This window comes from Aquisalimonas sp. APHAB1-3 (assembly GCF_048323695.1).
Lineage (GTDB): Bacteria > Pseudomonadota > Gammaproteobacteria > Nitrococcales > Aquisalimonadaceae > Aquisalimonas.
The window spans coordinates 48,206-74,888 of record NZ_JBLWFT010000012.1 but is presented as its reverse complement, the minus strand read 5'-3'; the positions used below and the strand labels follow the sequence as shown (position 1 = coordinate 74,888).

The window sequence follows — 26,683 nt, the reverse complement described above, 5'->3', positions numbered from 1 at the left end:
GGCTTTCTTCTGGTTCGTAGCCGGTGGTGGACCTGAAGGTCCATCATCACCAACCATGCCAGCCCCCCGCGGCTTCCTTTGCCCCGCGCGGGCGCTGTGCCATAGTCGAACCGCGTCTCTGGATCAGGACCGGCCCGATCATGCAGTTTGAAACTCCCTGCGCCTCACGCCGCAGCCCGGTGCTCGGCGACAACGTGGTTGCCACATCCCAGCCGCTGGCGGCACAGGCCGGCCTGGACGCGCTGGCTCGTGGCGGCAACGCCGTGGACGCCGCCCTCGCTGCGGCCATAACCCTGACCGTGGTGGAGCCCACGGGCAACGCCGTGGGCAGCGATGCCTTTGCCATCGTCCACGATGGCACCCGCCTTCACGGCCTGAACGCCAGCGGGCGCTCGCCGGCGGCGTGGCGTCCGGAACGGTTCGAGGCGTTCCAGAGCATGCCGCTGCGCGGCTGGGAGTCGGTCACGACGCCCGGTGCCGTATCGGCATGGGTTGCCCTGTCACAGCGCTTCGGAGCGCTGCCGTTCCAGCAATTGTTCGAGCGCGCCATCGACTACGCCGAGGGCGGTTTTCCCGTCTCGCCCGTCATCGCCCGGCTGTGGGCGCTGGGCGCCAGTGAGCTGTCGACACAGCCCGGCTTCGCGGAAGCCTTCCTGCCGGGCGGCCGACCACCGGTCGCCGGTGAGCGCTTCCGCAACCCGGCACTGGCGGCGACCCTGCGCGCCATTGCGGAGAGCCGTGGCGAGGCGTTCTACCGAGGCGAACTGGCGGAGCACATCGCGGCCGCCGCCGCAGACAACGGCGCGGCGCTCTCCGCAGAGGACCTGGCGTGCCATGCGGTGGACTGGCCCGGCACGATCCACGTCCCCTACGGCAACGTGGTGGCCCATGAAATCCCGCCCAACGGCCAGGGCATCGCCGCCCTGATCGCCCTGGGTATTCTCGATCGCACGGAACTTCGTGAGGTAGGGCCGGAGAGTGTTGCCGGCATTCACCTGCAGATCGAGGCAACCAAGCTCGCCCTGGCCGACGCCCACGCCCACGTCGCGGATCCCGCCACCATGACCGTCAGCCCTGACGATCTGCTGGCACCGGACTACCTCGACCACCGCGCCAGCCTCATTGACCGCCACCGCGCGGGCGACCCGGGCCACGGCGACCCACGCCCCGGCGGCACGGTCTACCTGTCCACGGCGGACGCTGACGGCCGCATGGTGTCGTTCATTCAGTCCAACTATCTCGGGTTCGGCTCCGGTGTCGTGGTGCCCGGTACCGGGATCAGCATGCAGGGCCGTGCCGGCGGGTTCAGCCTGGAGGCCGGGCACCCGAACCGGGTCAACGGCGGCAAACGCCCCTTTCACACCATTATTCCCGGCTTTCTCACCACGTTCGATGGCGCGCCACTGACCAGCTACGGCGTTATGGGCGGCCCCATGCAGGCGCAGGGGCATGTGCAGATGACCGTGCGACTGGCCGACTTCGGACAGGACCCGCAGGCCGCCTGCGATGCCCCGCGGTGGCGCGTGCTGGCCGGATGCCGGGTGGCCGTGGAAACCGCCATGGCGGATACGACCCGGGCCGCCCTGGCCGAGCTGGGACATGAACTGGTGGTTGAGGCGCCAGAGGCCGCGTTCGGCTTCGGCGGGGCGCAGATCGTTCACCGCCTGGAGGGCGGCTACGTCGCCGGCTCCGACCCGCGCAAGGACGGGCAGGCGGTGGCGTTCTAGCCACTCTCGTCCACCGCCGGCTGCAGCGGCTTCTCCCGCAGGGACCGGCGTGCCCGCAGGAAGCCCCACGCGCCCAGCGCCACCACCGGCCCGGCGGCGAGCCAGGCCAGTTGTTCGTCGGGGTGCAGGATCACCACGAGGCTCAGCAGCGCAATCGCCAGGCGCGCCGCCCAATCCGGTGTCCGCGCTCGTGCGAAATTCCCCTGCAACGCGAAGATCACGCCGAGGGTGCCGATCAGCAACAGCGTGAATGCCGGCACCTGCGCAAGCCCCGGCTCAACCACCAGCCCGGGCCGGGTATAGACCCCGGCCATCATGATCAACAGCGGCACGCACAAGCCCAGCGCGGCGATCATGGTGCGCACGAACGGCGCCTCCGCGATCCGGGACGTCACCGCCGCGACCACGGACGTGGGCGGTGACAGCTCGCCGAATACCGCCACCAGGAAGGCAAAGAAATGCGCCACCCACGGGTCCACCCCGGCGCGGATCATGAACGGCGTGATCACCACGGCCACGATGATGTACGTGGGCGCAACGGGCAGGCCCATGCCCACCAGATAGCCGAACCCGAATGCGACCAGCACCATCAGCGCCAGATGCGCGCCGGCAGTCTCCATGAGCAGAATGCCAACCTTGGTCGGCACGCCGGTGATGGTGAACGTGGCGGTGAGAATGCCGAGCGTCGCCAGCAGCACCGTCAGCTCCGCGGTGTTGGTGGAGAACGTCTCGATCATGCGCACGAACGGCCCGCCCGCTTCCCGCAGACTCTCCCGTCGCAACAGTGCAGCGGGCTTCTCGCGGGCAGCCCAGACAAGGCGCGCGAAGAACAGCACCGAAAGCGCCAGCAGCAACCCCATGAACACCAGCTGCGCCGACGACATGGCGGCGCGGCGCTCCACACCCATCAGCCAGATCAGCGCCACCACCGCCAGCCCATAGGCGGCAAGGTTGATCATATCCATGGGCTGCATCGGCTCCTGACGCGGATTCACCACCCGGTGCATGTAATGCCCCGCCAGCAGATACACCGCCAGGCTGACGCCGATGAAATAGAGAATCGCCGGCGCAAAGCCGCGCGCGACCACATCGAAATAGCTGACCTGCATGTACTCGGCCATCAGAAAGGCCGCGATGCCCATGAGCGGCGGCATGAGCTGCCCCCCCAGGGACGACGCCGTCTCCACCGCGGCGGCCTTGACCCTGGGGAAGCCCGCGCGGATCAACGCCGGAATGGTCGCCGAGCCAGTCGTGGCCGCGTTTGCCGCTCCACTGCCCGAGACCGCGGCCACGGAGAAGCTCCCAATCACCGCGGCCTGGGGCAGCAGGCGCGGCGACCGGGCGGCCAGGCGCGAGCTGCCCACGAGGATGGACTCGATACACCCGAACGCCCGCAGCACCGCCAGTACGAGCATGAACGAACCTATCAGCGTGAGGCCAAGCTGGGACAGCCGCTCGAACACCCCGGTGGAGATCTCGACACTGGACGCGGTGAGAATCCGTTCCCAGCTCATGCCGGGGTGATTGAACACCCCCGGCACCAGATAGCCGTACGCGGTGTAGAGGATCAGCGCCAGAATCACCAGCGCCAGGGCCAGATAACGCCGACGGGTGTACTCCAGCACCAGCACGGCGACAATGCCACCCGCCAGCTTGTCCGCCTCATTCCAGAAGCCGACGCGATAGATGCGGATGCTGTCGAACTCGGCGATGAGATACGCGGAGGCATACAGAAGGGCAGCCGCGTAGGCCGCGCCCACCAGCGTCGCCAGCACAGGACCCAGGGCCGGATAAAGCTCACCCTTGCGGAGGTCGTTGAGGTAGGCCAGCGCGACCGCGACCGGCACCATGGTCACGGCCAGCAGCGTGGCCCCGCCCGCCCCCGTCAGGTAGTACGTGGTCAGGTATGAAAAGAAGTAGAGTGAGATCCCGTAGAACAGGATCTGGCTCACCACGTTGCACCAGTAGCGGGTACGGGTCAGCGGGCGCTGCCCCGCGCCCTGGACCTGTTCACGCGCCATGGATCCGGGCTTCCAGCACTGATCCTCCCGGGCGCCTCAGGGGCGCCGTAGTGGCCGATCAGGCCCGACACCGGGCGCCGGTGCCGGGCGTGCGTGGATCAGTCCTCGTAGATCCAGTCGTCCCAGGCGTCGTCCCAGGCATCGTTATCCTTCAGGAAGCGGGCAAGACCCGGATGCACCGGCACGCTGCCGCCGGAGGCCGCAACGCCACGCCGCTGGAGGTCAACGATGTCGTCATCGATCTGAGCAAACGAGGCATTGGCCGCCCGGAGCTCCTCCGAGTGCTCGTCGATGATGGTGAGCATCTCGTAGAGGTCCTCTTCGGGTACGTCCGGCCCCAGATGAAAGCCGTAGAAGAACGGCACTGCGTATGCGGTATCCACGTTGACGTCGGTGTCGTAGACGTCGGGGTCGATAGCAACGACCTCCATGCCCGCCTCCTCGATCATGCGCCGCTCGTCCTCGCTGGGATTGAGGATGGTGGCACGGGACGAGAGCATGGCCTCGTTCACCCATGGCGCCAGACTGGACTCACCCGTGGTGTAGGCGTTGAAACCGCGAATGGTGCCTTCGTTGAGAGAAGAACCGGCGATATCGATATCGATTTCGGTGTACTCGTGGGAGACCTCCGCAGCCGCCATGGCGCGCTCCAGCTGGGCACGCACATCCCACGGGGCAGGCCCGGTGAACACCGGCTTGCCGGACAGACCCCCCCAGCCATCGAACGCCTCCTGATCGTCCGCGCTCACTGCCAGCCCCACCTCCATGGTGTAGGCCCAGAAGGACTGCACCGGCTCACGCTCCATGGCGCTTCGGAAACCCTCGAACCGGCCGGAGTCATCGGCCAGCTCCTGGAAGGCCACATCGGCGCCGTAATAGCCGTCGAACTCGCCCAGGGCGTAGCCTCGCACCGTCGCGATGGCGCCGGCCGTCGGCAGCACGGTGATGGAGTAGCCTTCCCACTCCCGGTTCAGCACCGCCATGAGATCCACCTTCACGGCGTGACCACCGGAGCCGGTGGCCGAAGTCGCCCAGGCGAGATCCCTTTCAGCGTGAACAGGTGCCGTTGCAAGGCAGGTCAGCAGCGCCGCGGCACCAAGAGCGCCGGGCGTAACGAACGAAGAGCGCTTGACCATGTCTCCTCCCCTCTCTCTTTATTTGCGTTATTTGTCCCTTTTTATTGTTCAGCCCACGGTCACAAGGCGTCCGGGGCCAGTTTTGAGTGTGGTTTGGGGGTGGCGGGAGGTCAAGACGGCCGGGGAGAGTAGAGTGGAGCGGGTGATGGGAATCGAACCCACATTAAGAGCTTGGGAAGCTCCCGTTCTACCATTGAACTACACCCGCTTGCTGCGAGAGTGAATGTAGCCGCGAAGGCGGGGGCTTGGCAAGTCCGCGGATACCATCCGTTGCGGACAGCAAAGCCGGTTGTTGTTGTAGAATGCGGCTCCTGGTGTCGTAAGCATCCACACCCGACTCGGACCGGCGCTATGCACATCGAACTCAACGGCGAACGCACCAACGTGCCCGAGCCACTGTCCGTGGCCGACCTGATCGCCCACCTGGAACTGAGCGAACGGCGAATTGCCGTGGAGGTCAACGAAGACGTGGTGCCGCGCAGCCAGTTCGCACAGACGCACCTTCAGCCCGATGACCGGGTAGAAATCATTCACGCCATCGGTGGCGGCTGACCAAACAGGAATCGCCTGCTCATGACCGACGACCCCCTCGTCATCGCAAACCGTTCGTTCCAGTCACGGCTGCTGGTGGGCACGGGCAAGTACAGGGATCTGGACGAGACCGGCGCCGCCACGGAAGCCAGTGGCGCAGAGATCGTCACCGTGGCCCTGCGCCGCTCGAACATCGGCCAGGACCCGGATCAGCCCAATCTCCTGGACGCCATCCCGCCGGAGCGCTATACGATCCTGCCGAACACGGCGGGCTGCTACTCGGCGAAGGACGCCGTCCGGACCTGCCGCCTGGCGCGGGAGCTGCTGGATGGACACAACCTGGTGAAGCTGGAGGTGCTCGGCGACGAGAAGACCCTCTACCCGGAGATGCGCGAGACGTTCAGCGCCGCAGAGACGCTGGTGGCCGATGGGTTCGAGGTGATGGTGTACATGACCGATGACCCCATCGCCGCGCGGCAGCTCGAGGACATCGGCTGCGTGGCGGTGATGCCGCTGGCCGCCCCCATCGGCTCGGGCCTGGGCATCCAGAACCGGTACAATCTGCTGGAGATCATCGACAACGCCGGCGTGCCCGTGCTGGTGGATGCCGGCGTCGGCACGGCGTCAGACGCCGCCGTGGCCATGGAGCTGGGCTGCGACGGCGTGCTGATGAACAGCGCCATCGCCGGTGCCCGGGAACCCGTGCGCATGGCCACGGCCATGCGCCACGCCGTCATCGCCGGACGCGAGGCCTACCTTGCCGGGCGCATTCCGCGCAGGCGCAATGCCAGCGCCTCCTCACCCCTGGACGGCACGTTCTTCTGACTGGTTGCCCATGACCACCGATACAGACACCCCACACCACCGCCACGTCCGCAGTTTCGTGCGCCGGGAAGGGCGCATGACCGAGGCGCAACAGCGGGCACTCGACGCCCTGTTCGCCCGCTACGGGCTCGCCGCCGGGGAGACGCCTCTGGACTATGCCGCGATCTTTGGCCGCGAGGCGCCGGTGGTCCTGGAGGTGGGTTTCGGCAACGGCGAGTCCCTGGCAGCCATGGCGGCCGCACACCCGGAGCGGGACTACATCGGCGTGGAAGTCCACCGTCCCGGCATCGGCCGGCTGCTCAATCTGGTGGAACAGCAGGGGCTCGGAAACGTCCGCGTGATCGACCACGACGGCGTCGAGGTGATGAAACACCAGATCCCGCCGGCGTCGCTGGCCGGTATCCAGCTCTATTTCCCGGACCCGTGGCCCAAGAAGCGCCATCACAAGCGCCGCATCGTGCAGCCGGACTGGGTGGAGCTCGCTGCCAGCCGGCTGCAGCCGGGCGGCTGGCTGCACATGGCCACGGACTGGGAGAACTATGCCGAGCACATGCTCGAGGTCATGGAGGCCAGCCCGGCTTTCGACAACGCCCATGGCGCCGGGTGTTTCGCCCCGGGGCCGGGAGAGCGGCCACGCACCAAGTTCGAAGAGCGCGGTGCCCGCAAGGGGCACGGCGTGTGGGATCTCGTCTACCGGCGCCGACCCGCCGGGGCCGCGCCAAGCGCAGAATAATCCATCAAGGGGAGAGACAGCATGCAATACCGTCCGCTGGGCACCACCGGAGCCGACGTGAGCACCATCTGCCTGGGCACCATGACCTGGGGCGAGCAGAACACCGAGGCGGAAGCCCACGAGCAGCTGAGTTATGCCGTGGATCAGGGCGTGAACTTCATCGACACCGCCGAGATGTATCCCGTGCCGCCGAAGGCGGACACCGCCGGTCTCACCGAGCAGTACATCGGCACATGGCTGAAGGGCCGGCAGGACCGGGACAAACTCGTTCTCGCCAGCAAGATCGCCGGCCCCGGCCTGGACCACTGCCGCGACGGCAAGTCCCGGCACACGCCGGCGCAGCTCCGAGAAGCCGTGGACGGCTCCCTCCAGCGCCTGCAGACGGACTACATCGATCTCTACCAGCTGCACTGGCCGGCCCGCAGCGCCAACTATTTCGGCAAGCTGGGCTACCGCCCCAAGGACAACGACATCATGACGCCCATGGAGGACACCCTCGAGGCCCTGGACGGGCTGGTGCGCGAGGGCAAGATCCGCTGGATCGGTCTGTCTAACGAAACCCCCTGGGGCGTGATGAAGTTCCTGCAGCTCGCCGAGGCCCGTGGCTGGCCCCGTGTACAGACAGTGCAGAACCCCTACAGCCTGCTCAACCGCACCTACGAGGTAGGGCTGGCCGAGGTGAGCCACCGGGAGCAGTGCGGCCTGCTGGCCTACTCGCCGCTGGGCTTCGGCATGTTGAGCGGCAAGTACCTCAACGACCAGTGGCCGGAGGGGGCGCGCCTGACCCTCTACGAGCGGTTTCAGCGCTACCTGAACGACGGCGGCAAGGCGGCCACGACCGAATACGTCGCCATCGCCCGCGATCACGGCCTGGACCCGGCGCAGATGGCGCTGGCGTGGGTGAACACCCGGCCGTTCCTCACCAGCAACATCATCGGCGCCACGTCCATGGAACAGCTCCGCAGCAACATCGCCAGCATCGACGTCACCCTCGACGATGCCGTCATCGAGGCGCTGGAGGCGGTCCAGGCCCGCATGCCCAACCCCTGTCCGTAACCCGGGCGACGCCCTGCCTGTCAGTGCACGGTCTCCCGGCTTAAGCGCCTGGAGACCGTTCATCCCATCGCTGCTTGCCCCGCATCCCCGAAGCTTCTATACAGGAGGAAACGCTTCACCGTTACCAACGGGCACACGACGTCCACCGGGGCACGACGGCCTCAGGAGGAGTGGAAGGCATGGGAATGCACTACCAACCGGTCATCGGTGACTGGTACGAGACCGCCACCGGCGAAGCGTTCGAAGTGGTGGCCCAGGATCCCGAGGAAGGGACACTGGAGATTCAGTATTTTGATGGCGCCATCGAGGAACTGGATCTGGAGACCTGGCTGGAGCTGGATCTGATCCCCATCGAGCCGCCCGAAGACTACTCCGGCTCCCTGGACATCTCCCGGGAGGATTACGGGGTGGATCTGGACGATGGCCCGCCGCGCTATCGTCTCAGCGGCAACCCGCTGGACGGCTTCGACTTCGAGCGCTGAGCCCGGCGGCTCCCGCACGGCTGCTACCATGGCGCCATGGTCACGGCAGCCCTCCACGAATGGCCCGGCGATGTCCGATCCGCACGCGGCCTCCAGCAGGCGCTGGCGGGGCGGGTGCGGCTGGACGACGCCACCGGGCGTGTCACGACCGTGGCGGGCGTCGATACCGGGTTCGAGGCAGGCGGACACACAGCGCGCGCCTGTGTCGCCCGGTTCCGGTGGCCGGACCTCACTCCGCTGGAGACGGTGATCGGCCGCGCGCCGGTGACGTTTCCGTATATCCCAGGTTATCTGTCGTTCCGCGAGATGCCGGCGATTCTCGACGCAATGGTGCGGCTTGAGCAGCTGCCGGACCTGCTGCTCTGCGATGGCCAGGGGATTGCGCACCCGCGGCGGCTTGGCATCGCTTCTCATCTGGGGCTCTGGCTGGATCGCCCCGCCATCGGCGTCGGCAAGAGCCGCCTGTGCGGATCCCACGAGGAAGTCGGCGAGCAGCGTGGCGACCAGCAACCGCTGATGGACGGCGACACCCGCATCGGCACGGTGCTGCGCAAACGCAGCCGCGTGAAACCGGTGTTCGTCTCGCCCGGCCATCGCGTCAGCCATGATGGCGCGGTGGCGTGGGTCATGGCCACATTGAGCCGTTACCGCCTGCCGGAACCGATCCGTGCGGCGGATCGGGAGGCGTCCCGCCGCCGCTGACCACCGTGTCAGACGGCGAGAATCAGTGCGGTCACCACCCCCGCTGCCAGCACCGTACAGGCCACCAGCATGAACCGCCGGGTGCGAGCGTGGGCGGCGTTGGCCTCTTCGGCGGCGGCCTCGGCGGCGGCCGCGGCCGCTTCCTTGAACATCACTTCCGATGCGCTGCGCAGCGCATCCTCCACCGTATCCAGCGCCGCCTGCGCGGCCAGCTCCCGCACCCACTGATCCAGCGCGTTCTTGAGCACCGGCACCCCGTGATCTGTCAGGGCTGCGACCAGCTGCTCACGAAAGGCGTCCGTCTCGCCCAGGGCCTCCAGCCGCTCGGCCAGCAGCGCATGCACATGCTGTTCCAGTTGGGCATCCTGCTGCGGGATGTCGCGCTCCGCTAGCGCCTGCTCCACGGCCTTCGCCGCCGCCTGACGGGCGGCTTCCTCCGCCTGCTGCCGCAGCCCGTTGGCCGCGTCGCTGACCGCCGACTGGGCGGACTCCTCCGCAGCCGCCTTCGCGGCCCCCAGAGTGTCGTCATCGCGGCGCGCCTGCTGCATGCTCTCCTGGAGCATTTCCTGCAACTCCGCGCCCACCCGGTCCAGCTCGTGCTGCCAGTGAACCCGCGCTTCGTCCAGCTGCGTATCCAGGGTCTCCCGGGCGACCGCCGCGGCCACTTCGCCGGCGCGCTGCTCCAGCTCGCGGGCATCGGGCAGCGTTGCGCCATTGGTGGCCTCCGTCGGTGCGGAGTCGACGGGAGGCACCGGTGATGACACCCCGGTCACGGGCTCCGTGCCCTGTTCGGGCGAGGCGTCCATGGCCGTTGCCGGCGGCGGCTCGCCGGCCGGGTCGTCCATGGCTGGCGGCGACCAGGCTTCCACATCGGCCAGCACCGCATCCAGCGCGTTTTCGCTGGTGGGTTTGGGGAGAAAACCGCACACCCCAAGCTCATGGGCACGCAGGCGGTCGTCGTCGGTGTCCTGGGACGTATACATCACCAGCGGCAACGGCGCGCGCTCCGGGAGCGCCTGAATCGCCCGGGCCGCTTCCATGCCGTCCATGTCCGGCATCATGTAGTCGAGAAAGACCACATCCGGCGCCTGGGTACGCAGGTATTCCAGCGCCTCGCCGCCGGAACCGGCCACGTCCACTTCGATTCCACGGCGGCCAAGCAGCTTGCTCAGCGCCACCCGCGCCAGGCGTGAATCATCCACTACCAGGGCTCTGGTCAATGCCATTGCGCTCCCTCCACCCGGCCCTGCGCTCCCGCAGCCGGGGACGATGACAGGTGAAAAACCCGATTCCGCCACTATCCCACGACGACGCCGCGCCGTTGTGCGCCACACATCACAACATACCGCCATCACCGCGTCGGTGCGCGGCCATGCTACCGTTTACCCTGCAGACAGCGAAGGGAACAGGAGCACCGGCGCATGAATCTGGAGAAAGTGGTCTTCGGCTTTTTCATCCTGCTCGCCCTCACCCTGAATTTCGGGTTCTTCCTCGGTGAGTTCGACAACCCCGACCACCACAATGTCTACGAGCTGTTCGCCGCCATTGTCGTCAGCCTCATCGCCACGGTGCTCAAGCTGGGCGAGCGCACGCAGATCGGCGCGGTCCTCCTGGCCGCCAGTCTGGTGGCGGACCTGCAGCTCATCGCGGCGGCGCTGGTCTGGGGCATTGCCGTCTACGCCACGGACACCGGACTCACCCCCGCCGTCATGGCCAGCATTGTGTCGCTCTCCGGAGGGGCTCTGCTGGCTAACATGGTCTCCGCCACCCTGCTGGTCATCGAGACCTCGAGCCTGCAGCGCTGAACCATGGTGAGATCCGTCGTCCCACAGATCCTCCGGCGCATGCGGCCACCGCTGCTGGTGCTCATCACCGCCTACGCGGTTGCCGTTGTGGGCCTGACGCTGATGCCGGGGCAGGACGATCAGGGCACGCCCTGGCGGATGGACTTCTTCCACGCCTTCTACGTCATCACCTACACCGCACCCACCATCGGTTTCGGCGAGATCCCGTACGAATTCAGCGGCGCGCAGCGCCTGTGGGTGACCATCAGCATCTACATCACGGTGCTGGCCTGGTTGTATGCGGTGGGAACGATCATCTCGCTCATCCAGGATCCGGCGTTCCGCTCCGCGGTCAAGCGCAGCCGGCTGCGACGGGCGGTACAGCAGATGAGCGAGCCGTTCTACCTGATCTGCGGATACGGTGACACCGGGGCGCTGCTGGCGCGCGCACTCACCGAACGACGCCGGCGTGTGGTGGTGGTGGACCACGCGCAGGAGTCCATCGAGAGCCTGGACCTCAAGGACCTGGGCGTGGACGTGCCGGGCTTCCGGATGAACGCGGAAATCCCGGCCAACCTGACCATCGCCGGGCTGGACCACCGCTGGTGTGCAGGCGTGGTCGCGGTGATGGACGATGATCACGCCAACCTGAAGGTGGCGGTGACGTGCAAGCTCCAGAGCCCATCCACGACCATGATCGCCCGGGCCGGCAGCAGCGAGACCGCGGCCAACATGACATCGTTCGGTACGGACGCGGTGGTGGACGCCTACACCGGCTTTGCCGACCGACTGATCCTCGCGATCCGCTCCCCGAACATGCACCGGATTCAGGACTGGCTCACGGGGATCCCGGCGACGGAGCTGCCAGACCGCCCGAAACCGCCGGAAGGCACCTGGATCATCTGCGGTTTCGGCCGACTCGGCCGGGCGGTTTACCACGCACTGCGCCGCCACGGGGTGCGCGCCGTGATAGTGGACGCTGCCCCCGATCACAACGACTGCCCGCCGGACGTCATCCGCGGCAAGGGCACCGAGGCGCATACCCTGCGCCGGGCCGGCATCGACACCGCGGCGGGGCTGCTCGCGGCCACGGCGGACGACGCCGACAACCTCTCCATCGTGATCACGGCGCGGCAGCTCAACGGCGGCCTTTACATCGCCGCCCGCGAGAACGACCTGTCGAACAAACCCCTGTTCCGAGAAGCGGACATCGAACTCACTGTCGAGCCGAGCTACATCCTCGCCAGCCGCATCCTCTCGCGTTTGAACGCGCCATTGCTGGAGGACTTCCTGGCGCACGCCCGCACCCGCGACGCGCAGTGGCACGCCGCCCTCGCGGAACGGATTCAGGCGATCGCCGGCGGCACGGTCCCGGAAACGTGGACGCTGCGGATCAGCACCGCACGCTGCCCGGCCGTCATCGAGGCCCTGGAGCAGGGCATGGAGGTGACGCTTGCCGGCCTCACGCACCACCCGCGCGACCGGCACCGGCCACTGGACTGCATTGCACTGATGCTGTTGCGGGAGAACGAATCCGTCCTGCTGCCCTCGGCAGACACGGCACTGGCCTCCGGCGACCGGATCCTCTTCTGCGGCACCAACGCCGCCCTGGGCGCCATGCGCACGCCGCTTCGCCACATCAACAACCTGCGCTACATGCTCACAGGCGAGAGCCGGGGGGACGGGCTCGTCTGGCGCTATCTCGCCCGACGCGCCCGGGAGTGAGCACACCTCACTCCCCCGCGATGACCTCTTCCATGGCCTGGGACTCCAGCCATTCCTGGGCGTGGCTGCAGCCGTTGATCGCCGCCCGATAGAACCAGCGCACCGCTTCCTCGTAGTCCACCTCCACGCCGCGACCTTCGGCATACATCACGCCGAGGTTGTGCTGGGCTTCGGCGTGGCCGCCTTCGGCCGCAGACCGCAGCCACGCCACCGCCATCTCGTTATCCCGGGGCACGCCCTGCCCGGTCGCGTGGAGGAACCCCAGCGCATGCTGCGCTTCCGGCAGGCCCCGCAATGCCGCCTGCCGGTAGAACCGCGCCGCCGTGTCGATGTCCATCGGCACGCCATCACCCATTTCGTACCGGCGACCGATTGCATAGGTCGCCTGCGCCATATCGTTATTCATGGTCATTTTTGTGCCCGCCTTTCTCAGCGTTGTCCTGCTACCTCTGCAGGCAGTTGAAGCACAAAGCGGGCCAACTATTAATATTCTGCAAAAACATCGCGTTATGGACATCACAAACCACGACTGACGCGATGCGTCGTCGCCTTGCGTCAACAACTGGTCATGGAGTGTCACCCGGGTGGCGGACCGTCAGTCGTCCTTGCCCGGCTGCCGCATGCGGTCGGGGTGGGCAAAGCGCAGGAGCAGCAGCGCCAGGACAACGGCGGGGAGTCCCGCACCGGCGGCGATGATGAAGAACCAGACCCAGTCCACCTGCTCCGCGAGCCACCCGGTGAAGCCGCCGAGGAACTGCCCCGGCAGGGTCATGAGTGAACTGAACAGGGCGTACTGGGTGGCGGTGTACGCCGTATTGGTGAGACTGGCCAGATACGCCAGAAAAACGGATATCGCCATGCCGCCGGTGACGTTGTCGGCGATGATGGCGAACACCAGACCGTAGAGCTCCGGGCCGATCAGCGCCAGCCACGAGAAGGTGAGATTGGTCACCGGCGCCATGATCGCGGTGAAGATCAGCATCCTTGCGATACCGAAACGCAGCACCAGCACGCCGCCGAGCGCTGCGCCGCCAAGCGTCATGGCAAGCCCGAAGGCCGCGGCCACGTTGGCGATCTCGGTCTTGGTGAAGCCGAGATCCAGATAGAAGGGATTGGCCATGACCCCCATGACGATGTCGCTGATGCGGAACGTGCCCACGAACAACAACACTGCCACGGCGGCCAAGCCGTAACGCTTGAAGAAATCGGCGAACGGGCAGACCACCGCACTCAGAAACCAGGCCACAAAGTCGCGCAGCACGCCCTGATGGGTGGTGCGGTCCAGGTACTCCACCACCCGCTGTTCCATGCGACGGGTATCCCCGCTGACCTGCTGAACTTCCGGCTCGCGCACGATCAGGGTGGTGATCAGCCCCACCCCCATCAGTACGGCCATGGCGCCGTAGGCAACGCTCCAGTTGCCCACCGCCGCAATGTGCAGCGCACCGGCGCCCGCCATGAGAATCGCCAGTCGGTACCCGGTGACATAGGTGGCGGCCATGGCCCCCTGGCGCTCCCGCCCCACCGCCTCGACGCGGTAAGCGTCGATGGAGATGTCCTGGGTTGCCGAGCCGAAGGCGGTGATCACCGCCCAGAACGCCACCAGCCAGAGATTCTCGACCGGATCGGTCAGCGCCATGCCGAGCAGGCCGGCGGCCACGGTGCACTGCGCCGCAAGAATCCAGGCGCGCCGACGCCCGAACAGCGACGTCAGCACCGGCAGGGTCAGGCGGTCGACCAGCGGCGCCCACAGTACCTTGATGCTGTGTGCCAACCCCACCCAGCTGAGAAAGCCGATGGCGGCCAGCTCCACGCCGAGGTCGCGCAGCCACGCCGTGAACGTTCCTCCCACCAGCAGCAGCGGCAGCCCGGCGGCGAACCCCAGGAACAGCATGGCGAACACGCGTGGGTGCGCATAGACGCGCAGGGCGTCCAGCCGGGACGGACTGGCAGTGCTGGTGACGGATCCGGACATGGTGATACCGCGACGTTGGCGATGGCCGGACTGTAGCGGTTATCGCGCGTCAGGGAAACGCCCCAATCAGCGTGTTGTGCTTGCCATCTCGGCAACACCCTCGCCGGACCCGGGGCTCAGCAGCCACTTCTCCAGCTCCACCAGCAGGAACACGGTCAGGCCGGCGGCGAGAATCCGCAGCCAGTCCGCGGGCGCGAGCGCCTGGGAGCCGAACAGCAGCTGCAGCGGGGGCGCATAGGTGAACAGCAGCTGCAGGACGACGATCGCCGCAATGGAGCCCGGCACCCACGGGTTACCCCGCATGAGCCCCGCCGCCAACGCCGGGCGACGGACGAACCGCGCACTCACCAGATAGAAGATCTGGCAGACCACCAGGGTGTTCACCGCCACCGTGCGGGCGTATTCCATGGCGGCGTCATCGGCGTGGGCGAGTAGAAAGAGCCCGAACGTGGCGGTCACCAGAAGGACCGAGACAAACGCCACCCGCCAGACCAGAAAGCCGGACAGGATGGGCTCCGTCGGCGCCCGTGGCGGCCGCGCCATCACCCCGGCCTCCGTGGGTTCGAAGGCCAGCGCCAGGCCCAGAGTCACGGCGGTGACCATGTTCACCCAGAGGATCTGCACCGGCGAGATGGGCAGCAGCAGGCCAGCCAGCACGGCAGCGATCACCACCAGCGCCTGGCCGCCATTGGTGGGCAGCAGGAACAGCAGGGCCTTACGCAGATTGTCGTAGACCGTCCGCCCCTCTTCCACCGCCCGGGCGATGGAGGCGAAGTTGTCGTCGGCGAGCACCATGTCGCTGGCCTCCTTGGAGACCTCCGTGCCCTTGAGCCCCATGGCCACGCCCACGTCGGCGCGCTTGAGCGCGGGCGCGTCGTTGACGCCGTCACCGGTCATGGCCACGCGCTCGCCGCTGGCCTGAAGCGCCTGCACCAGCCGCAGCTTGTGCTCGGGGCTGGAGCGGGCGAACACGTCGGTTTCCGCAACCGCGCGCTGCAGCGCGGCGTCATCCATGGACTCCACATCGCCGCCGTTGAGCACCCGGCTGCCGTCGCCGATGCCCAGCTCACGGCCGATCGCCCGGGCGGTGAGGGCGTGATCACCGGTGATCATCTTGGTGCGGATGCCCGCCTCCTGGCACTGTCGCACGGCGGCGATGGCCTCTTCCCGCGGCGGATCGATGATGCCGACGAGCCCGAGCAGGACCAGGCCCTCATCCACATGTTCGAACGCCAGCTCCTGCTGGCCGGCGTCGGCGGCGCGGGCAGCCAGGGCCAGAACACGCTGCCCGCGGTCGGCCAGCCCGTCCATGACGCCGTGCCAGTGATCGCGGTCAATGACCTCATCGCCGTCCGCGGTGCGTTGCCGCGCACACATCTCCAGCACCCGCTCCGGCGCCCCCTTGAGATAGATCACGCCGGCACCGTGGTGGTCGTGATGGAGGGTGGCCATGAAGCGGTGTTCGGACTCGAACGGGATGGCGTCGGTGCGCGGCAGCTCGGCCCGCAGGTCGGAGGCGTCCAACCCACCCTTGAGGGCGAGCGTCATCAGGGCGCCCTCGGTAGGGTCGCCCTCCATGTGCCAGCCTCCCTCCCGGCGTTGTACCACGGCGTCGTTGCACAACAGCGCCGCGCGCAGCACCTCCGGCAGCACCGCCTCGGCCTCCGGGTCCACCGGCGCGCCATCGCGCTCCATGGCCCCTTCCGGGGCGTAGCCGACACCGCTGACGGCGTAATCGGTCTCCGCCGTTGCCACCGCCTGGACCGTCATCTCGTTGCGGGTGAGCGTACCGGTCTTGTCGGAGCAGATCACGGTCACCGACCCAAGGGTCTCTACGGCGGGGAGTTTGCGGATGATGGCGTTGCGCCCCGCCATCCGCTGCACGCCGATGGCCAGGGTGATGGTCATGATCGCGGGCAGACCTTCGGGGATGGCCGCCACGGCAAGCCCCACGGCGGCGAGAAAGATCTCGCCCCAGGCGTAATCGCGGAACGCCAGACCGAACAGGAATGTCAGCGCCGCCGCCACCAGAATGGCGCCGGCCAGCCACCGCCCGAACACGGCGATCTCGCGCAGCAGCGGCGTGGTGAGCTTCTCCACGTCGGCCAGCATGCTGCTGATGCGTCCGATCTCCGTGTGATCGCCGGTGGCAGTCACCACGCCCGTGGCCTGGCCGTATGCCACCAGGGTGCCGGAGAAAGCCATGTTCAGCCGGTCACCCAGCACGGCATCCGCCGGAACCGGGTCGGCGTGCTTGTTCACGGCAACGGATTCGCCGGTCAGCACGGCCTCGTCCACGCGCAGCTCGCGCACGCGGAGCAGACGCAGATCGGCCGGCACCTTGTCGCCGGACTGGAGCACGACGATATCCCCGGGGACCAGTTCCTCGGCGGGCACGGTGACGCGTCGGCCGCCGCGTATGGCCGTGGCCTGGGGCGAGAGCATGTCGCGGATGGCATCCAGCGCGCGCTCGGCCTTGCCCTCCTGGAGCACACCGATGACGGCGTTGATCACGACAACGCCCAGGATCACGCCGGTATCAACCCAGTGACCCAGCAGGGCGGTGACCACGGCGGCCGCGACGAGGACGTAGATCAGCACGTTGTGGAACTGCAGCAGAAAGCGCATGAGCGGCCCGTGGCGACGCTGCGGGCGCAGGCGGTTCGGCCCGTGGCGCTCGAGCCGCTCGGCCACCGCGTCCCGGCTCAGGCCGTCCCGGTGCGTCTCCAGGCGCTCCACCACGGCGCCCGCCTCGGTCGCGTGCCAGTCCTCCCGAGGACTCTGATCCGTCGCCATTTCGTCAGTCCCTCCGCTCATGAGCTCGACCGTGACAAGTATTGCGCACTGCAACAGACTAGCGCATGACGTGGATCAAGTCCGCACGGCCCTTGAATTCCCGACCCGGCGCCCCGATCCAGAAACGCTCACGCGCAGGCCATTGGCGGCAAATGCACTTTGTTTTCGGCACCGTGAATGTAGACAATGCTCCTCCCGAAAGAAAAACCGATCGGAGGAACCGACATGACCGGAGCCGAACTGCCGCTGACGCCACTGATTTCCCTGCTGGCCGGGGTTGCGATCCTGATCGTGCCCAAGCTGCTGAACTACATCATTGCCGCCTACCTGATCCTGGTGGGAGTCATCGGCCTGATGTGATGCCGCCGGCGCGGCCAACTTCTAGGAGAGACCATGAGCGAGGCGAAACATCAGAAGCTGCTGATCCTGGGCTCCGGACCTGCGGGTTACACCGCTGCCGTCTACGCCGCACGAGCCAATCTCGAGCCGGTCCTGGTCACCGGCATCGAGATGGGCGGTCAGCTCACGACCACCACCGACGTGGACAACTGGCCGGGCGACGTGGAAGGGCTGCAGGGCCCGGCGCTGATGGAGCGCATGAAGGCCCACGCCGAGCGCTTCGGCACCGAGATCATCTTCGACCACATCCATACGGTGGACGTGACCCAGCGGCCGTTTCGCCTCGAAGGTGACGTGGGCGCCTACACCTGCGACGCACTGATCATTGCCACGGGCGCCAGCGCGCAATACCTCGGGCTGGAGTCCGAAACCACGTTCGCCGGCAAGGGCGTCTCCGCCTGCGCCACCTGCGACGGATTCTTCTACCGCAATCAGAAGGTGGCGGTGATCGGCGGCGGCAACACGGCCGTGGAGGAAGCGCTGTACCTGTCCAACATCGCATCCCACGTCACGCTGGTGCATCGGCGCGACTCGCTGCGGGCGGAGAAAATCCTCCAGGACAAACTATTCGCCAAGGCCGAAGCCGGTCAGATCACGCTGCAGTGGAACCACACCCTGGACGAGATCCTCGGTGATGACACTGGCGTCACCGGTGCCCGGGTCAGGTCCACGGAGAGCGGCGAGACCACGGACCTGGACGTGGCCGGGGTGTTCATCGCCATCGGCCACAAGCCCAACACCGACATCTTCCAGGGTCAACTGGACATGCAGGGTGGCTACATCCGCGTGAAAAGCGGCCTGGAAGGCGACGCCACCGCCACCAGTGTGCCGGGCGTGTTCGCCGCCGGCGATGTCATGGACCACGTCTACCGCCAGGCAGTGACCTCCGCCGGCACCGGCTGCATGGCCGCGCTCGACGCCGAGCGCTACCTGGACCGCATCAGCAACACGTAAATCGCGGGCCGCAGCCTCTCCCCGGGGCCGCGGCACTCCGCTCGACAGGGGTTGTGAAAAGGCAGGGAAGCCCTCAAGGTTATGGAGACAGGCCCCTGCAATTCACCCGAAGCCCCTGAAGAAGAGAACCATGGCGACGAGTCCTCAGAATCCAGCCGTTGTAACGCGCAATGACCAGGAGCAGGAACATGTGGACCGGGAGACGGACAACCTGGCGCTGTACTACTACGACACCTGCCCGTTCTGCATCCGGGTCCTGCGCACCATCGAACGCCTCCGCCTCAAGATCGAGCTGCGCGACATCCGCCGTGTGCCCGCCTACCGGGAGCAGCTCCTGCAGGGTGGCGGCAGCAGCACCGTGCCCTGTCTGCTGATCCAGAAAGAGGACGGCTCGCTGGACTGGCTCTATGAGTCGGACGCGATCATGGGCTACCTGGAAGACAGGTTCGCCTGATCGTAATCCACGGTTAACGGCGCGTGGTCCGAGAAGCGGTCGTCGGTATAGACGGACGCGTCTCGCAGCGACGGCTTCAGGCCAGGCGTGATCACCTGGTAGTCGATCCGCCAGCCCGTGTTGTTGTCCCAGGCCCGGCCGCGGTTCGACCACCAGGTGTACTGCTCCCGCTCCGGGTAGAGCGCCCGGTAGGCGTCCACCCAGCCCACCTCGTCGAAGACGCGGTCCAGCCACTCCCGCTCATGGGGCAGAAAGCCGGAGTTCTTCCGGTTGCTGCGCCAGTTGCGCAGGTCGAGCTCGCGGTGGGCGATATTCCAGTCGCCGCAGATGATGTACTCGCGGCCGTCGGCCATGAGCTCGCGCAGGTGATCCAGGAAGTCGCCCATCCAGCCTTCCTTCACCCCTTGCCGCTGGTCGCCGGACGAGCCGGACGGGAAATACAGCGACACCACCGACAGCGCGCCGAACCGCGCCTCGATCCAGCGGCCCTCGGCGTCGAAGTCCGGCCAGCCGAGCCCGCGGATGACGTCATCCGGCTCACGTCGGGCGTAGATGCCGACGCCGCTGTACCCCTTCTTCTCCGCGGCGTGCAGCGCCACGTGATAACCCTCGGGATGAAACGGGTCCGCGGGCAACTGGTCGGGCTGGGCCTTGAGCTCCTGCAGGCAGACCACGTCGGCCTGCTGCTGCGGCAACCAGTCGAAGAATCCCTTGCGGGCCGCGGCACGGATGCCGTTGCAGTTGAGGCTGATAACGCGCATGGACAATCGCCTTGCAGGTAACAACGGACCGGAAACAAACGGGGCGGCCCTGCTGGGCCGCCCCGGAATGCAAGTCGCGGATCGAGGCGCGTTACATGCGCTCGAACAATGCGGCGATGCCCTGACCGCCGCCGATGCACATGGTCACCACCGCGTAGCGGCCGCCGGCGCGCTGGAGCTCGTAGAGCGCCTTAACCGTCAGGTTGGCACCGGTGGCGCCGATGGGATGCCCCAGGGAGATGCCGCTGCCGTTGGGGTTGACCTTGTCCATGTCCAGCTCCAGGTCGCGGCACACGGCCAGCGCCTGGGCGGCAAAGGCTTCATTGATCTCCCAGACGTCGATCTGGTCACGGCTGACCCCGGTTTTCTCCAGCAGCTGCTGCACCGCCGGCACCGGACCGATACCCATGTACTTGGGATCCACCGCGGCCACCGTGCCGGCCACGAGGCGACCCATGGGCTTGAGACCGGCCTTCTCGGCCGCACCCGCTTCCATCATGGTCACCGCCGCGGCGCCATCGTTCAGGGACGACGCGTTGCCGGCCGTCACGGTGCCGCCGTCGCGCTTGAACACGGGCTTCATGCCGGAGAGCGCGTCCGCGTCGGTGTCGCGGCGGGGACCCTCGTCGGTGTCGAACACCTTCGTGCCCTTCCGGGACTTGATCTCCACCGGCATGATCTGGTCCTTGAAGCGGCCTTCGTCGATGGCGTTGGCCGCCCGCCGGTGGCTCTCGGCGGCCAGCGCATCCTGATCCTCCCGGGACACGCCCCACTTCTCGGCCACGTTCTCGGCGGTGATGCCCATGTGGCACTTGTCGAAGGGATCGGTCAGCGCCCCTACCATGGCATCCAGCATGGCGCCGTCGCCCATGCGCTGCCCCCAGCGGCCGGACGGCAGCCAGTAGGGCGCGCGGGACATGGCATCGGCGCCACCACCCACCACGGCCTCGGCGTCGCCGTTGCGGATGTAGTCGGAGGCCGTGAGAATCGCCTGCAGGCCGCTGCCGCACAGGCGATTGAGGGTCAGCGCCGGGGTCTGCTGAGCGAGGCCACCATTGATGGTGGCCACGCGGGCCAAATACATGTCCCGCGGTTCGGTGTGAATGACGTTACCGAACACCACGTGCCCGACCTGCTGCGGGTCCACGCCGGACCGGCGCACGGACTCGCGCAGAACGTCCGCGGCGAGATCGCCGAGAGAGACATCCTTCAGCCCGCCACCGTAGGTACCAATCGCCGTGCGGGCTCCGCTTACCACCACAACTTCGCGCGTCATGTCATGCCTCCTCGCTGGAAATCCGGCCTGCCTGGCGCGGTCTGGCGCGTGCCTGCGCCATCCCGGTCCGGCACCGGTGGAATACTGGACAGGCATTGTAGTTGGCGCCCGTGCGGGTGTCGACTTAGGGAAACACTGAACAATTCGCATGGGGCTCTGCGGAGCCATGCGTTCGCAGTGGCAAGGCGGCGTTCGCAGTCAATGGCCGTCGCCCTTGGCAAGAACGCCAACACAGTCCACTGCGAACGCATGGCCCGCCCGTCGGGGTCTTCAGCCGTGCCCGCAGTCGGCGTTGCGTCTCTTGCCAAGGGCGACGGCCATTGACTGCGAGCCGCGCCTTGCCTGCGGGCACGGCTGAAGACCAGAGCCCCATGGGAATTGTTCAGTGTTTCCCTAGGCGCTTCCTTGAACGCGCTCCCGCCCCGGGGCAAAATGACGAGCCACCGAGCGGCCCCCTCCCGCAAGCGCCGCAAGAAGGCGCACGGAGGGCTTGGCTCAGCGTGTCCTGCGGGGACTCTGCGCGCATCGACCGCCCGAGACCGTTTCTCCCGGCGGCGGAGCATCCCGCCGCCCCGCCGGCCTCCGGCGAAAGGGTTATACTCAGGCCTGACAACCAGGCTGCCCGGCCATGACCCGTGGCGTCCGCCAACCCTGGGACGTCGGGACCAAAAGTCCATTCGGGCTGGCATGAACCACAAGAGGAGGACGCATGACCGGACACATCTCATACCCCAGCGGCGGCCAGAAGATTACCGTCAAGGACGGCAAGATCCAGGTCCCTGACGAGCCCGTTCTCGGTTACGTGGAAGGCGACGGTATCGGCCCCGATATCACCAGGGCCTCCATGCGCATCTGGGACGCTGCCGTGCAGAAAGCCTACGGCGGCAAGCGCAAGATCCACTGGGCCGAGCTGTACATGGGTGAAAAGGCCGCCGGCCTGTACGAAGGCGACTACTTCCCGGAAGAGACCAAGGAAGCGCTGAAAGACCTCCTCGTGTCCATCAAGGGCCCGCTCACGACGCCCGTTGGCGGCGGCTTCCGGTCCCTGAACGTGGCGCTGCGCCAGGATCTCGACCTCTACGCCTGCGTCCGGCCCGTGCGCCACTACGACGGCGTGCCCTCCCCGCTGCGACACCCCGAAGACGTGGACGTGGTGATCTTCCGCGAGAACACCGAGGACGTCTACGCCGGTATCGAGTATCAGTCCGGCTCCGATGAAAACCGCAAGGTGGCCGACTTCCTGCGCAATGAGATGGGCGAGCGGTTCTTTGACGACGCCGGTCTCGGCGTCAAGCCGATCTCCGAGTTCGGCAGCAAGCGTCTGGTGCGCAAGGCCATCCAGTACGCCATCGACAACAACCGTGAAAGCGTGACCCTTGTGCACAAGGGCAACATCATGAAGTTCACGGAAGGCGCCTTCCGCCACTGGGGCTACGAGCTGGCCCGCGAGGAGTTCGGCGACGTCACCATCACCGAGGAAGAGCTCTACAGCACCTATGGCGGCAAGCGCCCCGAGGGCAAGGTGGTGATCAAGGACCGCATCGCCGACATCATCTTCCAGATGATGCTGCTGCGCCCGAACGAGTTCGACGTGCTGGCCACCATGAACCTGAACGGCGACTACCTTTCCGACGCCGTGGCGGCGGAAGTGGGTGGTGTAGGCATCGCGCCCGGCGCCAACATGAGCGACAACGTCGCCGTGTTCGAGGCGACCCACGGCACCGCGCCCAAGTACGCCAACCAGGACAAGGTCAACCCCGGCTCGCTGCTTTTCTCGGGCGTGATGATGCTCCACCACATTGGGTGGACCGAAGCGGCGGACCTCATCACCGCCGCGTACGAGCAGGTGGTCACGAGCAAGATCGTCACCTACGACTTCGCCCGCCAGATCGAGGGCGCGGCGGAAGTACGCACCAGCCAGTTCGCCGACGCCATCATCGCCGAGATGCAGGGCGACCTGGACCTGGACCAGTTCCGCTCCGAGCGCGACCAGGCCATCGAGAAAGATCGCAAAGCCCGCGAGCTGCGTCGTGTCTCCTCGCCGCTGGAAGAGATGGTGGCCTCCGGCCGTATCCCCCACACCGTGGCCGACCTCATGAACCCGAACCCGGTCTCCGTTCCGGCCGAGACCAACGTGGAAGACGCCATGCACCTGATGCGCGAGAAGCGGATCAGCAGTGTCATCGTCCGCCCGGGTGACGACGGCCAGTGGGGCATCATGACCCAGCGCGACGTGCTCGCCCGGATCGTCCAGCCCAGCCGCCGCCCGAACACCGTCAAGGTTGGCGAAGTGGCGTCCAAACCGCTGGTGACGGTGCCGGTGGACATGACCCTGCAGGAGTGCGCGGAGAAGATGGGTGGCAGCAACATCCGCCGGTGTGCCGTCACCGACAAGGATCAGGAGCCCATCGGCATCATCTCCGATACGGACATCTTCGCCAGCGTCGAACAGTTTGGCCTGCCGGAGTAACACCGGAACGGACTCGGGTGTCTTTGTCACACCATGGTCGGGGCTGAAGCCCCTCCCACACCGACGGTGGGAGGGGCTTCAGCCCCGTCTGTTACCGCACCCGCTGCAATCAGACCGGCCCAGAACAGACCGAGGTCGCCATGACCGATCGATCCGCCACAGACCAACCCCTTCGCGATGACATCCGGGAACTGGGCGACCTGCTCGGCCAGATCCTGCGCGAACAGGGCAGCCAGGACCTCTACCAGACCGTCGAGACCGTGCGCAGCCTGGCCAAGCAGGCACGCAGCGGCGACAACCAGGCCGCCACCCGGCTGGAAGAGACGCTGACCGGCCTGGACGACAACATGATCATGCCCGTCGTCCGCGCCTTCTCCCACTTCCTCAACCTGGCCAACATCGCCGAACAGCATCACCGCGTCCGCCGCAGCCGGGCGTGGGCGCTGGCGCCGGACTCCACCCCGCTGCGCGGCTCGCTGGAAGAAGGGTTCAAGCGCCTGGCCGCGGGCACCGACCCGGATGACCTGTTCAACGCCGTGTGCAGCATGCGGGTGGGCCTGGTCCTCACGGCCCACCCCACCGAGGTGACGCGGCGGTCGCTGCTGCAGAAACACAACCGCATCGCCAGCCTGCTGGAGACCCAGGACCGCCAGGATCTCACCCCCGACGAGACCGGCGAGCTGCAGGCGGAACTCAAGCGGGAAGTCACCGCCGCCTGGCATACCGACGAGATCCGCCAGCGTCGCCCCTCCCCCGAGGACGAGGCCCGCTGGGGCTACGCCGTGGTGGAGCAGACCCTCTGGGATGCCATTCCCCGCCACGCCCGGCGCCTGGACCGCATGCTCCGGGACTACACCAACCGCGGCCTGCCGCTGGACGTGGCCCCGATCCAGTTCGGCTCATGGATGGGCGGCGATCGCGACGGCAACCCGCGCGTCACCGGCCGCGTCACCCGCAACGTCTGTCTCATGGCTCGCTGGCAGGCGGCGGAGCTCTACGACAAGGAGCTCACCCGCCTGATCTCCGAGCTGTCCCTGCAGTGCCGCGACGCCGACCTGCGCGAACAGGTGGGCGACGCCTGGGAGCCCTACCGGGTCGTACTCAAGCGCGTGCGCGCCCGCATGCGGCTCACCCTGCGGTGGCTGGAGGCACGGCTCGCCGGCCGGGAGCTGCCGGAAGGCGAGATCTACCTGCATGTGGACGACTTCCGGCAGCCGCTGCTGGACTGCTACCGCTCGCTGCATCGCTGCGGTGCCGGCGTGGTGGCCGACGGCCGTCTGCTGGACCTGCTGCGTCGGGTGAGCTGTTTCGGCCTGACCCTGATGCGCATCGACATCCGCCAGGAAGCCGGACGTCACACCGAAGCCCTCGGCGCCATCACCCGGGCGCTGGGCGTGGGCGACTACGGCGACTGGAGCGAGGAAGAGCGCCAGCGCTTCCTGATCGCCGAGTTGGACAACCCACGGCCACTCACCCCGCGCGGTTTCGCCCCGGACGACGACGTCCAGGAAGTGCTGGACACATTCCAGGTCATCGCGGAACAGGGGCCGGACAGCCTTGGGGCCTACATCATCTCCATGGCATCCAAGCCGTCGGACATCCTGGCGGTGGAGCTGCTGCAGAAAGAGGCCGGCGTGAAGCACTACCTCCGGGTGGTGCCACTGTTCGAGACCCTGGACGACCTGGAAGGCGCCGAGGCCTGTCTCGACCGGCTGCTGGAGATCGACTGGTACCACCAGCGCATCCAGGGCCAGCAGGAGATCATGATCGGCTACTCCGACTCAGGCAAGGACGCCGGCCACCTCACCGCCGCCTGGGCGCTCTACCAGACCCAGGAGCGGCTGTTGGCCTGCTGCCGGCGCAACGGCGTGGAGCTGACCCTGTTCCACGGCCGGGGCGGCTCCATCGGCCGCGGCGGCGGCCCTACCCACGCGGCCATTCTGTCCCAGCCACCCGGATCGGTGAACGGCAGCCTGCGCGCCACCGAGCAGGGCGAGGTCATCCAGGCCAAGTTCGGCCTGCCCGGCATCGCCCTGCGCAACCTGGAGCTCTACACCACCGCCGTGCTGGAAGCTACGCTGCAGCCACCACCGGAGCCCGACCCCGAGTGGCGTGAGCTCATGGACACCCTCTCCGGTACCGCCGTGGCATCCTATCGCGGCATGGTCCGGCATACGGACAACTTCGTGGAGTATTTCCGCGCCGCCACACCCGAGCAGGAGATCGCCGGGCTCACCATAGGCTCCCGCCCGGCGAAACGCCGGCAGAGCGGCGGCGTCGAGAGCCTGCGCGCCATCCCCTGGATCTTCAGCTGGACCCAGACCCGCCTGCTTCTGCCCGCCTGGCTGGGCGTCGGCGAAGCGCTGCGAGAGGCGCTGGAACAGGGCCAGGAAGAGCGCCTGCGCACCATGTTCGAGCAATGGCCCTTCTTCCACGCCTTTCTGGACATGGTGGAAATGGTGCTGGCCAAGGGCGATCCGGACGTTGCCGCGCAGTACGACCGTCGCCTCGTCCCGGCCGAGCTACAGCCCCTGGGCGACGACCTCCGGCAGCGTTACCGGCACACCCTGGACGCCGTGCTCACCGTGAGCGGCCACGAACGGCCGCTGGCCGACTTCCCGGTGGTGCGGCGTTCGGTGGACGTGCGCAACCCCTACGTGGACCCGCTCAACCGGCTACAGGTGGAGCTGCTGCACCGGGTCCGGCACCGCAACGAGGAGCACCTGCGCAAGGCGCTGCAGGTGTGCATCAACGGCATCGCCGCCGGCATGCGCAACACGGGATAGCATTCACCGTAGGAGCGGCGCAAGCCGCGATTTCGCAGAGCTTGTGGCAGGCCGCTGTCGCGGCTCGCGCCGCTCCTACGAGGCATCGGA

21 protein-coding genes, 1 tRNA gene and 1 pseudogene are annotated in these 26,683 nt (G+C 67.3%); 14 read left to right on the top strand and 9 right to left on the bottom strand.

Annotated elements, in window-relative coordinates:
- The first annotated feature begins 140 nt into the window (after positions 1-140).
- Positions 141-1,727 carry a gamma-glutamyltransferase family protein gene (locus tag ACNSTU_RS14920; protein ID WP_418212559.1) on the top strand — a complete coding sequence of 529 codons (1,587 nt, stop codon included), beginning with the start codon at positions 141-143 and terminating at the stop codon, positions 1,725-1,727.
- On the opposite strand, the gene ACNSTU_RS14915 is transcribed toward ACNSTU_RS14920, so the two are convergent.
- The 3 genes from ACNSTU_RS14915 to ACNSTU_RS14905 form a co-directional block, all read right to left on the bottom strand.
- Positions 1,724-3,748: a TRAP transporter permease gene (locus tag ACNSTU_RS14915; protein WP_290633625.1), complete on the bottom strand. Its 2,025-nt coding sequence runs from the start codon at positions 3,746-3,748 to the stop codon at positions 1,724-1,726. The two genes, ACNSTU_RS14920 and ACNSTU_RS14915, sit on opposite strands and share 4 nt — an antisense overlap.
- Positions 3,749-3,846: 98 nt before the next feature.
- Positions 3,847-4,884, bottom strand: coding sequence for a TAXI family TRAP transporter solute-binding subunit (locus ACNSTU_RS14910; RefSeq protein WP_290635245.1), 1,038 nt, complete (start codon positions 4,882-4,884; stop codon positions 3,847-3,849).
- A 134-nt stretch (positions 4,885-5,018) separates the two neighbouring features.
- A tRNA-Gly gene (locus tag ACNSTU_RS14905) sits at positions 5,019-5,092 on the bottom strand.
- A gap of 143 nt (positions 5,093-5,235) precedes the next feature.
- On the opposite strand from ACNSTU_RS14905, the gene thiS reads away from it, so the two are divergent.
- From thiS to nfi, 6 genes are all read left to right on the top strand, one after another.
- Positions 5,236-5,436, top strand: coding sequence for a sulfur carrier protein ThiS (gene thiS / locus ACNSTU_RS14900; protein WP_290635247.1), 201 nt, complete (start codon positions 5,236-5,238; stop codon positions 5,434-5,436).
- 21 nt (positions 5,437-5,457) lie between these two features.
- The gene (locus ACNSTU_RS14895; protein ID WP_290635249.1) at positions 5,458-6,240 is read left to right on the top strand and encodes a thiazole synthase; all 783 of its coding nucleotides are present in this window, start codon (positions 5,458-5,460) and stop codon (positions 6,238-6,240) included.
- 10 nt (positions 6,241-6,250) lie between these two features.
- Positions 6,251-6,973, top strand: a complete 723-nt coding sequence (gene trmB, locus ACNSTU_RS14890; protein WP_290635251.1) for a tRNA (guanosine(46)-N7)-methyltransferase TrmB — start codon at positions 6,251-6,253, stop codon at positions 6,971-6,973.
- Between the two features lie 21 nt (positions 6,974-6,994).
- Positions 6,995-8,029 (top strand): NADP(H)-dependent aldo-keto reductase, encoded by a 1,035-nt coding sequence (locus tag ACNSTU_RS14885; RefSeq protein ID WP_290635253.1) that lies wholly within the window; start codon positions 6,995-6,997, stop codon positions 8,027-8,029.
- A gap of 179 nt (positions 8,030-8,208) precedes the next feature.
- Positions 8,209-8,511: a DUF6763 family protein gene (locus tag ACNSTU_RS14880; protein ID WP_290635255.1), complete on the top strand. Its 303-nt coding sequence runs from the start codon at positions 8,209-8,211 to the stop codon at positions 8,509-8,511.
- A gap of 36 nt (positions 8,512-8,547) precedes the next feature.
- Positions 8,548-9,213, top strand: a complete 666-nt coding sequence (nfi, locus tag ACNSTU_RS14875; protein ID WP_418212558.1) for a deoxyribonuclease V — start codon at positions 8,548-8,550, stop codon at positions 9,211-9,213.
- Positions 9,214-9,221: 8 nt separating this feature from the next.
- Here the strand turns inward: nfi and ACNSTU_RS14870 are convergent, their stop codons facing one another.
- On the bottom strand, positions 9,222-10,439 hold the full coding sequence (locus tag ACNSTU_RS14870; RefSeq protein WP_290635259.1) for a response regulator: 1,218 nt from the start codon (positions 10,437-10,439) through the stop codon (positions 9,222-9,224).
- Between the two features lie 195 nt (positions 10,440-10,634).
- Between ACNSTU_RS14870 and ACNSTU_RS14865 the strand changes: the two genes are divergently transcribed.
- Positions 10,635-11,018: a DUF6394 family protein gene (locus ACNSTU_RS14865; protein ID WP_290635261.1), complete on the top strand. Its 384-nt coding sequence runs from the start codon at positions 10,635-10,637 to the stop codon at positions 11,016-11,018.
- A gap of 3 nt (positions 11,019-11,021) precedes the next feature.
- Complete coding sequence (locus ACNSTU_RS14860) at positions 11,022-12,722, top strand: NAD-binding protein (RefSeq protein WP_290637871.1); 1,701 nt, start codon at positions 11,022-11,024, stop codon at positions 12,720-12,722.
- Between the two features lie 7 nt (positions 12,723-12,729).
- Here ACNSTU_RS14860 and ACNSTU_RS14855 read toward each other — a convergent pair whose 3' ends face one another.
- The 3 genes from ACNSTU_RS14855 to ACNSTU_RS14845 all read right to left on the bottom strand — a co-directional run bounded on the left by ACNSTU_RS14855 (position 12,730) and on the right by ACNSTU_RS14845 (position 17,493).
- Entirely contained in the window at positions 12,730-13,134 is a 405-nt protein-coding gene (locus ACNSTU_RS14855) for a tetratricopeptide repeat protein (RefSeq protein WP_290635265.1), read from the bottom strand.
- Positions 13,135-13,317: 183 nt separating this feature from the next.
- Entirely contained in the window at positions 13,318-14,697 is a 1,380-nt protein-coding gene (locus tag ACNSTU_RS14850; protein ID WP_290635267.1) for an AmpG family muropeptide MFS transporter, read from the bottom strand.
- Positions 14,698-14,763: 66 nt separating this feature from the next.
- Entirely contained in the window at positions 14,764-17,493 is a 2,730-nt protein-coding gene (locus ACNSTU_RS14845) for a cation-transporting P-type ATPase (RefSeq protein WP_290635269.1), read from the bottom strand.
- Between the two features lie 225 nt (positions 17,494-17,718).
- On the opposite strand from ACNSTU_RS14845, the gene ACNSTU_RS14840 reads away from it, so the two are divergent.
- The 3 genes and pseudogenes from ACNSTU_RS14840 (at position 17,719) to ACNSTU_RS14830 (ending at position 19,300) form a co-directional block, all read left to right on the top strand.
- A complete protein-coding gene (locus ACNSTU_RS14840; protein ID WP_290635271.1) occupies positions 17,719-17,853 on the top strand; it encodes a DUF3096 domain-containing protein in 135 nt (44 codons plus the stop codon).
- 48 nt (positions 17,854-17,901) lie between these two features.
- Positions 17,902-18,846: pseudogene (gene trxB / locus ACNSTU_RS14835) on the top strand (thioredoxin-disulfide reductase); the annotation flags it as partial.
- A 130-nt stretch (positions 18,847-18,976) separates the two neighbouring features.
- Entirely contained in the window at positions 18,977-19,300 is a 324-nt protein-coding gene (locus ACNSTU_RS14830; RefSeq protein WP_290635275.1) for a glutaredoxin family protein, read from the top strand.
- Here ACNSTU_RS14830 and ACNSTU_RS14825 read toward each other — a convergent pair.
- Both ACNSTU_RS14825 and ACNSTU_RS14820 read right to left on the bottom strand, forming a co-directional pair.
- On the bottom strand, positions 19,276-20,061 hold the full coding sequence (locus ACNSTU_RS14825) for an exodeoxyribonuclease III (RefSeq protein WP_290635277.1): 786 nt from the start codon (positions 20,059-20,061) through the stop codon (positions 19,276-19,278). The genes ACNSTU_RS14830 and ACNSTU_RS14825 overlap by 25 nt on opposite strands.
- A gap of 91 nt (positions 20,062-20,152) precedes the next feature.
- On the bottom strand, positions 20,153-21,337 hold the full coding sequence (locus tag ACNSTU_RS14820) for an acetyl-CoA C-acyltransferase family protein (protein ID WP_290635279.1): 1,185 nt from the start codon (positions 21,335-21,337) through the stop codon (positions 20,153-20,155).
- A gap of 709 nt (positions 21,338-22,046) precedes the next feature.
- Between ACNSTU_RS14820 and icd the strand changes: the two genes are divergently transcribed.
- Entirely contained in the window at positions 22,047-23,807 is a 1,761-nt protein-coding gene (icd, locus tag ACNSTU_RS14815; RefSeq protein ID WP_290635281.1) for an isocitrate dehydrogenase (NADP(+)), read from the top strand.
- A gap of 140 nt (positions 23,808-23,947) precedes the next feature.
- The gene (ppc, locus tag ACNSTU_RS14810; RefSeq protein WP_290635283.1) at positions 23,948-26,593 is read left to right on the top strand and encodes a phosphoenolpyruvate carboxylase; all 2,646 of its coding nucleotides are present in this window, start codon (positions 23,948-23,950) and stop codon (positions 26,591-26,593) included.
- The last annotated feature ends 90 nt before the right edge of the window (positions 26,594-26,683 follow it).

Excerpts from the sequence above, each read along its gene's own strand:
- ACNSTU_RS14920 (WP_418212559.1), top strand. The coding sequence starts at position 141 with ATGCAGTTTGAAACTCCCTGCGCCTCACGCCGCAGCCCGGTGCTCGGC.
- ACNSTU_RS14915 (WP_290633625.1), bottom strand. The coding sequence starts at position 3,748 with ATGGCGCGTGAACAGGTCCAGGGCGCGGGGCAGCGCCCGCTGACCCGT.
- ACNSTU_RS14910 (WP_290635245.1), bottom strand. The coding sequence starts at position 4,884 with ATGGTCAAGCGCTCTTCGTTCGTTACGCCCGGCGCTCTTGGTGCCGCG.
- thiS (WP_290635247.1), top strand. The coding sequence starts at position 5,236 with ATGCACATCGAACTCAACGGCGAACGCACCAACGTGCCCGAGCCACTG.
- ACNSTU_RS14895 (WP_290635249.1), top strand. The coding sequence starts at position 5,458 with ATGACCGACGACCCCCTCGTCATCGCAAACCGTTCGTTCCAGTCACGG.
- trmB (WP_290635251.1), top strand. The coding sequence starts at position 6,251 with ATGACCACCGATACAGACACCCCACACCACCGCCACGTCCGCAGTTTC.
- ACNSTU_RS14885 (WP_290635253.1), top strand. The coding sequence starts at position 6,995 with ATGCAATACCGTCCGCTGGGCACCACCGGAGCCGACGTGAGCACCATC.
- ACNSTU_RS14880 (WP_290635255.1), top strand. The coding sequence starts at position 8,209 with ATGGGAATGCACTACCAACCGGTCATCGGTGACTGGTACGAGACCGCC.
- nfi (WP_418212558.1), top strand. The coding sequence starts at position 8,548 with ATGGTCACGGCAGCCCTCCACGAATGGCCCGGCGATGTCCGATCCGCA.
- ACNSTU_RS14870 (WP_290635259.1), bottom strand. The coding sequence starts at position 10,439 with ATGGCATTGACCAGAGCCCTGGTAGTGGATGATTCACGCCTGGCGCGG.
- ACNSTU_RS14865 (WP_290635261.1), top strand. The coding sequence starts at position 10,635 with ATGAATCTGGAGAAAGTGGTCTTCGGCTTTTTCATCCTGCTCGCCCTC.
- ACNSTU_RS14860 (WP_290637871.1), top strand. The coding sequence starts at position 11,022 with ATGGTGAGATCCGTCGTCCCACAGATCCTCCGGCGCATGCGGCCACCG.
- ACNSTU_RS14855 (WP_290635265.1), bottom strand. The coding sequence starts at position 13,134 with ATGACCATGAATAACGATATGGCGCAGGCGACCTATGCAATCGGTCGC.
- ACNSTU_RS14850 (WP_290635267.1), bottom strand. The coding sequence starts at position 14,697 with ATGTCCGGATCCGTCACCAGCACTGCCAGTCCGTCCCGGCTGGACGCC.
- ACNSTU_RS14845 (WP_290635269.1), bottom strand. The coding sequence starts at position 17,493 with ATGGCGACGGATCAGAGTCCTCGGGAGGACTGGCACGCGACCGAGGCG.
- ACNSTU_RS14840 (WP_290635271.1), top strand. The coding sequence starts at position 17,719 with ATGACCGGAGCCGAACTGCCGCTGACGCCACTGATTTCCCTGCTGGCC.
- ACNSTU_RS14830 (WP_290635275.1), top strand. The coding sequence starts at position 18,977 with ATGGCGACGAGTCCTCAGAATCCAGCCGTTGTAACGCGCAATGACCAG.
- ACNSTU_RS14825 (WP_290635277.1), bottom strand. The coding sequence starts at position 20,061 with ATGCGCGTTATCAGCCTCAACTGCAACGGCATCCGTGCCGCGGCCCGC.
- ACNSTU_RS14820 (WP_290635279.1), bottom strand. The coding sequence starts at position 21,337 with ATGACGCGCGAAGTTGTGGTGGTAAGCGGAGCCCGCACGGCGATTGGT.
- icd (WP_290635281.1), top strand. The coding sequence starts at position 22,047 with ATGACCGGACACATCTCATACCCCAGCGGCGGCCAGAAGATTACCGTC.
- ppc (WP_290635283.1), top strand. The coding sequence starts at position 23,948 with ATGACCGATCGATCCGCCACAGACCAACCCCTTCGCGATGACATCCGG.